The sequence below is a fragment of the Phenylobacterium sp. genome (genome assembly GCF_035276905.1).
GTDB lineage: Bacteria > Pseudomonadota > Alphaproteobacteria > Caulobacterales > Caulobacteraceae > Phenylobacterium.
The window spans coordinates 1-10,455 of record NZ_DATELG010000345.1 but is presented as its reverse complement, the minus strand read 5'-3'; the positions used below and the strand labels follow the sequence as shown (position 1 = coordinate 10,455).

The following is a 10,455-nucleotide window of genomic DNA, read 5'->3' as shown; positions in this document are numbered from 1 at the left end:
CGCGAAAGCGGGGACGAGCGGGAAAGGGGGGCGTTGCTGCCCCCTAGATCTTCGCCGCCGTCGCGCGGATCAGGTCGAGCATCCAGGCCACCGCAGGCTCGACCAGCCGCTCCTTCAGATAGACCAGGCTGATCTCGACCGAGGGCGAGGGATAGGGCGGTTCGATCAGCTTCAGTCGCCCGCTCTCGGCGCCGAGCATGGCCAGGCGGCGCGGGATCAGGGTGATCATGTCCGAGCGCACGACCACCGCGATCGCCGAATAGCTGTCCGGCACGCTCACGCCGATCCGCCGGGTCAGGCCGCGGGCGGCGAGCGCGGTCTCGAAGGCGCCGGAATCCTCCCAGCTCGGCCGCGTGACGAGCCCGCGGCGCGCCGCCGCGTCGTCGATCATGCCCGAGACCCCGGACGAGATGACCACGTGCGATGCGGCCGCCAGGTCCTCCAGCTCCACCTGATTGAGCCGCGTGATCGGATGATCCGCCCGCGCCACCCAGGCCAGCCGCTCGTCGGCGATGGTCTCGCGCACGAAGCGGCCCGGCGCGGCCACCACCCCGCCGACGATGAAGTCCACCCGGTGCGCATCCAGCCGGTCGAAGACGTCGGGCGTGTACTGGCTGATGATCAGCTCCGAAAGGGGCGCCTCGGCCGCCAGCCGGCTGACCAGCGGGGGCGCCAGCACGGCGCAGGCGTAGGTCCCCGCCACCAGCACGAACCGTCGCTCGCTGGTCGCCGGCGAAAAATCCGCCGGGGCGATGGCGCCCTGCAGCTGCACAAGGGCCGCGTGGACCTGCGGTCCCATCTCCACCGCGCGCGCCGTCGGCAGCATGCCGTTGGGGCCGCGGATGAACAGCTCGTCGTCCAGGGCGTAGCGGAGGCGGTTCAGCGCGTGGCTGACGGCGGACTGGGTGAGGCCCAGGCGGGCGCCTGCGCGCGTCACGCTGCGCTCCTCCAGCATGACGTCAAAAACGCGCAGGAGGTTCAGATCCAACATGATGATGCATACGGTTCATTCATTTCGTGACAAGGTATCATTTGGATCATCTGCCGGTCAGCCCTATCACCGTTTCCTCAAATGAAGGGATGCGGCGACGCTCACCAGCGTTCGCCCGATCCGCCATCTCTGTTGTCCGAGCAGAAGGTCCCGAACTTGAATCAGACGGATCTCGCCGAGAACCGCAGTGACGCGCAGGTCTACGGCCAGCGCGACACGCTGTTGCGCCGGATGCGCTGGCCGCTGATCCTCGGCGGGCCGCTGCTGATCCTGCTGATCGTGGGCTACTTCCTCCTGACGGGCGGCCACTACCAGACGACTGACAACGCCTATGTGCAGATCGCCAAGGTCCCGGTCGCGCCCTCGGTCGCCGGCCGCGTGCTGGAGATCTACGTCAAGGAGAACCAGTTCGTTCGCCGCGGCACGCTGATGTTCCGCCTCGACGCGCGCGACTATGTGGCCAACACCGCCGCCGCCGCGGCCCAGCTCGCCGGCGCCCAGCAGCAGGTGCTGGCGCAGCGCGCCGCCTACCAGGCCGCCCTCGCCAGCGTCCAGGCCGCGCGCGACACCTGGGGCTACGCGGGCACGGAACTCGCCCGGCAGCAGAAGATGGCCGAGGCCGGCGTGGCCTCGCAGCAGCAGCTCGACCAGGCGGTGCACAACGCCCAGCAGGCCAAGCAGTCGCTGGCCACCGCCGAACAGCAGGCGGCTCAGGCGCTCGCGGTCCTCGGCGGCGACGCCGCCGGGCCGATCTCCAAGAACCCGGCGGTGATGCAGGCCCAGGCCCAGCTGGACCGCGCCAAGCTGAACGTCGATTACAGCGACGTCTACGCGCCGGCCGACGGCGTCGTCACCCGCGTCGAGCAGCTGCCGGTCGGCGCCTACCTCAACGCCTCGCAGACCGGCTTCTGGCTGCTGTCCGGCGAGCCCTGGGTGGAGGCGAACTTCAAGGAGGACCAGCTCGCCCGCATGAAGGTCGGCCAGCCGGTCTCGATCAAGGTCGACGCCTATCCCGACGCCGACCTGAAGGGCCATGTGGCCAGCTTCTCGCCCGGCACCGGCTCGGCCTTCTCCGTGCTCCCGGCGCAGAACGCCACCGGCAACTGGGTCAAGGTCGTGCAGCGCCTGCCGGTGCGCATCGACTTCGACAAGCCCCCGCCGGACATGGCCGGCCGCGCGGGCCTCTCCGCGCGCGTGAAGGTCGACGTGCGCGCGCCCGGCCGCGCCCGTTAGAGCGCGTTCGAGGGGGAGGCGTCCATGTCGCGATCGAACAGTCTGCCCGTCCGGCTCGCCGCCGCCGCCTCGGTGCTGGCGCTCGGCGGCTGCATGACCGTGGGGCCCAACTTCAAGCGGCCGGAGGCCCCGGCGGGCGCGGCGGGTTCGGGCTACGCCATGGCCGGCGATCCGGCCGCGCCCGGAGTGAGCCTGTCGCCGGACGTGCGCGCCGCCGGCCCATGGTGGCAGGCCTTCGGCTCGCCCGAGCTCGACGCGGTGGTGCGCCAGGCGCTCGCCGACAGCCCGACGCTCGCCGAGGCCAACGCCACGCTCCAGCGCGCCCAGGCCCAGCACCGCGCCGCCCGCGGCCAGCAGATGCCGCAGGCGGACCTCACCGCCGGCTACAACCGCGAGCGGATCAACATCCAGGCGTTCGGCTTCACCGGCTTCGGCGCGGGCATCACCAACCCGACCATCAACCTCTATTCGGTCGGCGGCGCGGTCGCCTACGACCTCGACCTCTTCGGCGGCCGCCGGCGGACGACCGAGGAGGCCGGCGCGCGGGCCGAGTACGAGGCCCGCCGCGCCGACGCCGCCTATCTCTCGCTCTCCGGCAACGTCGCCCTGCAGGTGATGCGCATCGCCAGCCTCCGCGCCGAGCTTGCCGCCGTCGAGGCGATCATCGCCGACGACCAGCGGGTGCTCGATCTGGTGCGCAAGGCCGAGCGGGCGGGCGGCGAGGCGCCGGCGGCGATCGACACCGCCACGGCCCAGCTCGCCGAGGACGAGGCCCTGGCCCCGCCGCTCAATCGCGACCTCGAGGCCGCCCGCCACCAGCTCGCCCTGCTGGTCGGCAAGTCGCCCTCGGAGTGGTCGCCGCCGGACTTCGACTTCGCCAAGATGAGCTGGCCCGGCTCGATCCCGGTCAGCCTGCCGTCGAGCCTGATCCGCACGCGGCCGGACATCCTGGCCGCCGAGGCCGACCTGCACGCCGCGACCGCCGCCATCGGCGTGGCCACCGCCAACCTCTATCCGGACATCAGGCTCTCGGCGAACCTGACCCAGAGCGCGATCGATCCGAGCGACCTGTTCAACAGCCATCTCGCCAGCGGCTGGGCGATCGGGCCGGGCCTGACCGTCCCGATCTTCCACGGCGGGACGCTGCGGGCCCAGAAGCAGGCCGCCGAGGCGGAGGCCCGCGCCGCGCTGGCGCGCTACCAGCAGACGGTGTTGCGCGCGTTCACCGAGGTCGCCGACCTGCTGGCCGCGCTGGGGACCGACCAGCAGTCGATCGCGGCCCTGCAGCGGGCGGTCGTCTCCGCCGAGGCCAGCGCCCGCAACGCCCAGACCGCCTATTCGCTGGGCGGCGGCACCCTGCTGCAGGTCACCGACGCCCAACGCCAGCTCAGCCGCACGCGCCGCTCGCTGGTCGCGGCCCAGGGCCAGATGTACGCCGACCTCGTGCAGCTCTACGCCGCCACCGCCACGGACTGGCGGCCGGCGGCGAAGACGTAGGACGCCGAACGCCCCCTCAGTCAGCTTCGCTGACAGCTCAGATCCTCCACCGCGAAGCGGGGGAGGTGGCTCGCGCAGCGAGACGGAGGGGGCGTCCGGGGCCCCCTACGCCCGCGCCCCCTGGCTCGCCGCCTGGGCCTGCCGGCCGGTCAGTTCGGCCATGTGGTCGAAGTCGGCCTCGAAGGCGCCCAGGCCCTGGGTGAGGCCGCGCAGCTCGGCGATCAGCTGCTGGCGCTCGCTTTGCGGCAGATAGGCCTCGATGCGCTCCCATCCCCGCCAGTCCTCGCGCGGGCCCAGGCCTAGGATCTGGCCGCGCCGGGCGGTCAGCGCCGAGGTGACGTTCGAGGCCGCCGGCGACGGCGAATAGACCGTCAGCTTCTCGATCGGCTCCAGCAGGATGGCGCCCGCCGCCTTCATCGCCTCCTCGATGGCCAGCCGCCCGGCGGTGCGGAAGGCCATTTCCGAGGAGTCGACGCTGTGGGTCTGGCCGTCGACCAGCACCACCTCCAGGTCGGTCACCGGATAGCCGAGCGGGCCCTTGGCCAGGCCGTCGCGCACGCCGGCCTCGACCGCCGGGATCCACTGCTTGGGCACCGCGCCGCCGACGATCCGCTGGTCGAAGACGAAGCCGGAGCCGCGGGGCAGGGGCTTGACCTCGATGGTGACGTCGGCGAACTGGCCGTGGCCGCCCGACTGCTTCTTGTGCCGCGCCCGCTGGGTCAGGCCGCGCTGCAGGGTCTCGCGGTACGGAGTCTTCGGCTGTTCGGTGTCGATCTCCACCCCGAAGCGCCGCTTCAGCCGCTCCAGCGCCAGCCGCACATGGCCCTCGCCCTGGCCCGCCAGCAGCACCTGGCGCGATTCCGCGTCGTGGGTCAGCGTCAGGCCCGAGTCCTCCTCCACCAGCTTGGCGAGCGCGCCGGAGAGCCGCACGTCGTCCTTGCGCGCCTTGGCCGCCAGCGCCACGGCGAACAGGGGCCGGCGCACGGTGTGCGCCTGCGCGCCGGCCTGGACCTGGCCGGAGAGGGAGAGGATCTGGCCGGCCTGGGCCTGCTCGACCTTGCCGACGGCGCAGATGTCGCCGGGCGCGGCGGCCGCGATCTTCTTCAGCGCCGGGCCCTGGACGGCGAAGAGGCCCCCGGCCCGGCTGTGCTCGCCCGAGGGCAGGACCAGCTCGGCCCCGTCCTCCAGCTTGCGGCCGAACACCCGGGCGTAGGCCATCTTGCCGGACTGGCCGGCCCAGGCGGTCTTCAGGACGTAGGCGCCGGGGCCTTCGAGGCCAAGCCGGGCCGCGGCCCGCTCGGGCAGCGGCGCCTCGTGGCGCAGCGCCTTCAAAAGCCGGCCGACGCCGAAGCCGCTTTGGGCCGAGCCGAAGAAGACCGGCACGATCTGGCCCTCGTTCATCTCCTTCACGAGGTCGGCGAACACCGCGTCGCGGCTGGGCGTCATGTCCGAGAGCAGCTGCTCCAGGAGGTCGTCGTCGAAGTCGGCGATCTGCTCCAGCATGTGGAAGCGCGCGGCGGTCTCGACGTCGCGCAGCTCGGCGGGGATCTCCGCCGCCGGCTCGCCCGGCCGATAGACGAAGGCGCGCTCGAGGGCGAGATCGATGCAGCCCGTCACCCGCTCGTCTTCGAGCATGGGGATCTGGCGGGCCACCAGCGGCGCGCCGCTCACCGGGGCCAGCGCCTCCAGGAGCTCCTGCAGCGGCCCGCGGGCCTGGTCCATCTTGTTGATGAAAAGGGCGTGCGGCACGGCAAGCCGCTCGAGCTCGCGCAGCGTGGGTTGCAGCAATGCGGCCTTGGCCGGGTCGGGCTCGGCCACCACGACGGCCAGGTCGACCGCCGGCAGGGCCGGGTCGAGGTCGGCGCAGAATTCCAGCGAGCCGGGGCAGTCGATCACCGCGTAGCGGTCGCCCATGAACTCGAAATCCGCCAGGTTCAGCTCGACCGAGTGGCCGTGGGCGCGGGCCTCGGGGCTGGCGTCGCCGACCTTCTCGGCGGCGGCGCCGTCGGGGCGTCGCTCCACCGCGCCGGTGGCCAGCAGCAGCGCTTCCAAAAGCGCGGTCTTGCCTGAGTTCGTGGGGCCCACGAGCGCAAGCGCCCGTACGGACCCCGCCGTCTGGATCGGCATGTACGTCCTCCCATCACTTCGGGCGCCTGGACGCCCCGAAGTCCCCCGGGTTCGAACGCATCCAAGGCGCGATGACGGACGGCCGCGGACCGCTTGCGATAGGGCGCGGCCGCCCACGGGAAGAGCCTATGCCTGCTTTTTGATCGTGGCCAGCCCTCCCCATCAAAGGAGGGACGAGTAACGTCCCGCAAAGCCAATCCCTATATTCAGGCTCAAGATGAAGATCGCGCTCGTCCAGACCCGCACGCCCGCCACGCCCGAGGCGGCCGCCGAACACGTCCTGCCGCTGGTGCGCGAGGCCGCGCGGGCGGGGGCGGAGTTGATCGCCACGCCGGAGGGGGTCAACGTCCTGCAGAAGGACAAGGACAAGCTCCTGCCGATGCTGCGGCCGCTAGAGGGCGACATCGTCGTCCAGGCGCTGCGCGCGGCTGCGCGGGAGCTGCGGGTGACGGTCCTGGTCGGCTCGGCGCTGGTGCTGCGCGCGGACGGCAAGGCCGCCAACCGCCAGGCGCTGATCACGCCCTCCGGCGAGATCGCCGCCACCTACGACAAGCTGCACATGTTCGACGTCGACCTGCCGAACGGCGAGACCGCGCGGGAGTCGGCCACCTACGAGCCGGGCGACCGGGCGGTGGTCGCGCAGGCCTGCGGCGCCAGGCTCGGCCTGACCATCTGCTACGACGTGCGCTTCCCGGCCCTGCACCGGGCGCTGGCGCTGGGCGGGGCCCAGGTCCTGACCTGTCCCGCCGCCTTCACCCGCCCCACCGGCCAGGCGCACTGGGAGGTGCTGCTGCGCGCCCGGGCCATCGAGACCGGCAGCTTCGTCGTCGCGCCGGCCCAGGGCGGCTTCCACGAGGACGGCCGCGGCACCTTCGGCCATTCGATGGCGATCGGGCCCTGGGGCGAGGTCCTCGCCCATCTTGACCATGACGAACCCGGCGTGCTTCTCGCCGACCTCGATCTGGCGGCGGTCGACAAGGCCCGCCGCGCCATTCCTGCGCTGATCAACGCGCGAACGTTCCAGGGACCATGATCCGCTACGCCCTCATCTGTGAGCACGAGCACGAGTTCGAAGGCTGGTTCGGCTCGTCCGGCGACTATGACGACCAGCAGGCGCGCGGCCTGCTGGAGTGCCCGGTCTGCGCCTCCAAGGCCGTCCGCAAGCAGATCATGGCGCCGGCGGTGGCCGGGACGCGCCGCACGGTCCAGGACGAGGGCGCGCGCCCCAGTCGGGCGATGATGCTCGAGGCCATGGGCAAGCTGCGCCAGCACGTCGAGGAGAACTTCGACGACGTCGGCGACGCGTTCGCCAAGGAGGCCCGCGCCATCCATGAGGGCAAGGCCGAGGCCCGCGGCATCTACGGCCAGGCGACGCCGACCGAAGTCAAGGAACTGGTCGAGGACGGCGTGCCGGTGGCCCCGCTCCCGCCCGAACCGCCGAAGAAGCCGCAGCTGAACTGAGGGCCGAACGCCTCCTCAGTCAGCTTCGCTGACAGCTCCCCCGCAGGCGGGGGAGCATCTGGACGCATGTGATCCTCCACCGCGAAGCGGGGGAGGTGGCTCGCGCAGCGAGACGGAGGGGGCGTTCGGCGCTTCAAAAACCCGACCGGATCCCGAGCGAAAACACGAAGCCCGAGCCCTTCACCGAGCCTTCGAGATTGGCCGTGGTCTCGGCGAGGGTGCCGGCGTTGAAGACGGCGGCGCGGTCGATCGTGCGGCTCTTCAGGTCGATGTAGAGCAGGGCCGCGTCGATCTTCATGCGCGCGTTGACGGTCCCGGTCGCGCCGACGCCGAACAGCCAGCGGTCGCTGTCCGGCACCCGGAAGCTGGCGTCGTGTTCCGGCGTCGGCGTCGGATCGTACTGCACCCCGGCGCGCAGCGTCAGCGCGGGGTTGACCGCATAGTCGAGACCCACGCCGCCGGTGGTGACGTCGTGGTAGTTCTCCGGGACCCTCTGGCTGAGCAGCGGGACCGAATGGATCTGGATCGCGTCGAAGTCGCTCCAGCCGATCCGCTGCACCTGGCCGTCGAGGGTCAGCTTGTCGCTCAGCGCATAGCGCACCCCGAAGGCGGCGATCCACGGCGTGGTGTAGGTCGCCGACGCGCCCGTGGAGCCGTTGAAGCTGGTGGGCAGCGGGGGCAGGAGGCCGCTGATGGTGATGTCGCCCTTCAGGGTGTGATCGATCTTCGACTTGTAACTGGCGCCGAGGGTCAGGCGATCGAAGTGGCCTTGCGCGCCCACCCCCCAGCCCCAGTCCCAGCCGCCGCCCGACAGCTCGTTGGTCGCCTCCGGCTGGAACGAGAAGAAGTTCGGCAAGGCGCCGGTCAACCGCGAACTGACATATTCGGCGTTGGCCGAGACGCCGAAGTCCAGCCAGTCGGTCACCTTCATCGCCGCCGTGAACTGGCTGTCGATGGTGCGTAGGTTGGACGTGAGCGCGTCGAACCGGGTGAAGGACTGCGGCTCGTACTTGGTGGTGAAGTTGAAGGGGGCGGTCACCGAGGCGCCGACGGCGAAGCGGTCGCCGATGGGCGCAGCGATGGCGAAGTTCGGCAGCAGGCCAGGCGAGATCGGCTTCGACGCCCGCGGATGGCCGCCGACCGGAATGGGGGCGGCGCCGAGGGGATAGGTGATCGTCGAGCCGTGGTCGACGACGCTGCCGCCGACGAAAATGCTGTGCAGGCCGACGTAGGCTTCGCGCCCCGAGCGGGCGATCGAGGCGGGGTTCCACCACAGCGAGGCGACTCCGGTGTCGGCGACCTCGCCGGAGTAGGCCCGGCCGGTGCCGCGGACGGACTGCTCCTGGAGATAGAAGCCGCCGGCGGAGGCCTGCGAGGCCAGCATTCCGGCGCTGACAATTGTCAACGCGAATACCCGCGTCCTGTGCATGGATCCTCCCTGGAACATTTCTAATTACCAGAAACTGGCGCCGCGCTCAGCAGTTGCGCAAACGACGGCGGGCCCAAGGCGGGCCGCCTCGAGTGGACGAAAATTGCGGGGCTTGAGCCGCTTGTGTGGCCCATATGCCACACTACATGGAACCCAGGCCCGGTCGTGCTTTCGAGGCGGCTCGGGTCAATCCGCCTCCAGAGGGGACCCCATGAACATCGATCTCTATTCCGACCGGGCCAAGCAGGCGATCCAGTCGGCCCAGAGCCTGGCGCTCGCCAGGCGCCATCAGCAGCTCGCGCCGGAGCACCTTTTGAAGGTGCTGCTGGAGGAAAAGGACGGCCTGACCCGCGCGCTGATCCAGAGCGCCGGCGGCCGGCCCGACGAAGCCGACCGCGCCATCGACACAGCGCTCGGCAAGCTGCCCAAGGTCGAGGGCGGCTCCGGGCAGCTCTACATGAAGCCCGAGACCGCGCGTGTCTTCGCCGACGCCGAGGACGGGGCGAAGAAGGCCGGCGATGCTTTCGTCACCACCGAGCGGCTGTTGATCGCCATCGCCAAGGAAGGCGGCGAGGCGGCGGGTGCGCTGAAGGCCGCCGGCGCCGCGCCCCAGGCGCTGGAAGAGGCCGCGAGCGCCATGCGCAAGGGCCGGACCGCCGATAGCGCCTCGGCCGAGGAAGGCTATGACGCGCTCAAGCGCTACGCCCGCGACCTGACCCAGGCGGCCCGCGACGGCAAGCTCGACCCGGTGATCGGCCGCGACGAGGAGATCCGCCGCACCATCCAGGTGCTGTCGCGCCGGACCAAGAACAACCCCGTGCTGATCGGCGAGCCGGGCGTCGGCAAGACCGCCATCGTCGAGGGCCTGGCGCTGCGCATCGTCAACGGCGACGTGCCCGAGAGCCTGAAGGACAAGAAGCTGCTCGCCCTCGACATGGGCGCGCTGATCGCCGGCGCGAAGTACCGCGGCGAGTTCGAGGAGCGGCTGAAGGCGGTGCTCAACGAGACCACCGCCGCCGAGGGCTCGATCATCCTCTTCATCGACGAGATGCACACCCTGGTCGGCGCCGGCAAGACGGATGGGGCGATGGACGCTTCCAACCTCCTGAAACCGGCGCTGGCGCGCGGCGAGCTGCACTGCGTCGGCGCCACCACGCTCGACGAGTACCGCAAGCACGTCGAGAAGGACGCCGCGCTGGCCCGCCGGTTCCAGCCGGTGTTCGTGCAGGAGCCGACGGTGGAGGACACCATCTCGATCCTGCGCGGCCTGAAGGAGAAGTACGAGGTGCACCACGGCGTGCGCATCTCCGACAGCGCCATCGTCGCGGCCGCCACCCTCTCGAACCGCTACATCGCCGACCGCTTCCTGCCCGACAAGGCGATCGACCTGGTCGACGAGGCGGCGAGCCGCGTGCGCATGGCGGTCGACTCAAAGCCCGAGGAACTGGACGAGATCGACCGGCGGGTGGTGCAGCTGAAGATCGAGCGGGAGGCGCTGTCGAAGGAGACGGACGCCGCCTCGAAGGCCCGGCTCGAGAAGCTCGAGGAGGAGCTCGACGACCTCGAAGGCCAGTCGGCGGAGATGACCGCGCGCTGGAAGGCGGAGAAGGACAAGGTCGGCCAGGCCGCCCAGGCCCGCGAGGCGCTGGACCGGCTGCGCGCCGAGCTCGCCGCCGCCCAGCGCCGCGGCGACCTGCAGCGCGCCTCGGAGATCGCC

The 10,455-nt window shown here is 71.2% G+C and carries 8 protein-coding genes; 5 read left to right on the top strand and 3 right to left on the bottom strand.

Going from position 1 to position 10,455, the window contains the following annotated elements:
- Positions 1–43: 43 nt before the first annotated feature.
- Complete coding sequence (locus VJS38_RS16400; RefSeq protein ID WP_324089224.1) at positions 44–991, bottom strand: LysR family transcriptional regulator; 948 nt, start codon at positions 989–991, stop codon at positions 44–46.
- 156 nt (positions 992–1,147) lie between these two features.
- Between VJS38_RS16400 and VJS38_RS16395 the strand changes: the two genes are divergently transcribed.
- Positions 1,148–2,224 (top strand): HlyD family secretion protein, encoded by a 1,077-nt coding sequence (locus tag VJS38_RS16395; RefSeq protein WP_324089223.1) that lies wholly within the window; start codon positions 1,148–1,150, stop codon positions 2,222–2,224.
- Between the two features lie 24 nt (positions 2,225–2,248).
- Entirely contained in the window at positions 2,249–3,721 is a 1,473-nt protein-coding gene (locus VJS38_RS16390; RefSeq protein WP_324089222.1) for an efflux transporter outer membrane subunit, read from the top strand.
- Positions 3,722–3,826: 105 nt separating this feature from the next.
- On the opposite strand, the gene VJS38_RS16385 is transcribed toward VJS38_RS16390, so the two are convergent.
- On the bottom strand, positions 3,827–5,848 hold the full coding sequence (locus tag VJS38_RS16385) for an elongation factor G (RefSeq protein WP_324089221.1): 2,022 nt from the start codon (positions 5,846–5,848) through the stop codon (positions 3,827–3,829).
- Positions 5,849–6,065: 217 nt separating this feature from the next.
- On the opposite strand from VJS38_RS16385, the gene VJS38_RS16380 reads away from it, so the two are divergent.
- Together VJS38_RS16380 and VJS38_RS16375 are read left to right on the top strand one after the other, a co-directional pair.
- Complete coding sequence (locus tag VJS38_RS16380) at positions 6,066–6,881, top strand: carbon-nitrogen hydrolase family protein (RefSeq protein ID WP_324089220.1); 816 nt, start codon at positions 6,066–6,068, stop codon at positions 6,879–6,881.
- A complete protein-coding gene (locus VJS38_RS16375) occupies positions 6,878–7,309 on the top strand; it encodes a DUF1178 family protein (RefSeq protein WP_324089219.1) in 432 nt (143 codons plus the stop codon). The genes VJS38_RS16380 and VJS38_RS16375 overlap by 4 nt, the downstream gene beginning before the upstream one ends.
- Positions 7,310–7,442: 133 nt before the next feature.
- Here VJS38_RS16375 and VJS38_RS16370 read toward each other — a convergent pair whose 3' ends face one another.
- Complete coding sequence (locus VJS38_RS16370) at positions 7,443–8,693, bottom strand: OmpP1/FadL family transporter (protein ID WP_324089218.1); 1,251 nt, start codon at positions 8,691–8,693, stop codon at positions 7,443–7,445.
- Positions 8,694–8,949: 256 nt separating this feature from the next.
- On the opposite strand from VJS38_RS16370, the gene VJS38_RS16365 reads away from it, so the two are divergent.
- The coding region (locus VJS38_RS16365; RefSeq protein ID WP_324089217.1) for a Clp protease N-terminal domain-containing protein at positions 8,950–10,455 on the top strand (1,506 nt) is incomplete at its 3' end.

Coding starts and splice junctions, on each gene's coding strand:
- VJS38_RS16385 (WP_324089221.1), bottom strand. CDS start 5,848: ATGCCGATCCAGACGGCGGGGTCCGTACGGGCGCTTGCGCTCGTGGGC.
- VJS38_RS16390 (WP_324089222.1), top strand. CDS start 2,249: ATGTCGCGATCGAACAGTCTGCCCGTCCGGCTCGCCGCCGCCGCCTCG.
- VJS38_RS16400 (WP_324089224.1), bottom strand. CDS start 991: ATGTTGGATCTGAACCTCCTGCGCGTTTTTGACGTCATGCTGGAGGAG.
- VJS38_RS16375 (WP_324089219.1), top strand. CDS start 6,878: ATGATCCGCTACGCCCTCATCTGTGAGCACGAGCACGAGTTCGAAGGC.
- VJS38_RS16370 (WP_324089218.1), bottom strand. CDS start 8,693: ATGCTGGCCTCGCAGGCCTCCGCCGGCGGCTTCTATCTCCAGGAGCAG.
- VJS38_RS16380 (WP_324089220.1), top strand. CDS start 6,066: ATGAAGATCGCGCTCGTCCAGACCCGCACGCCCGCCACGCCCGAGGCG.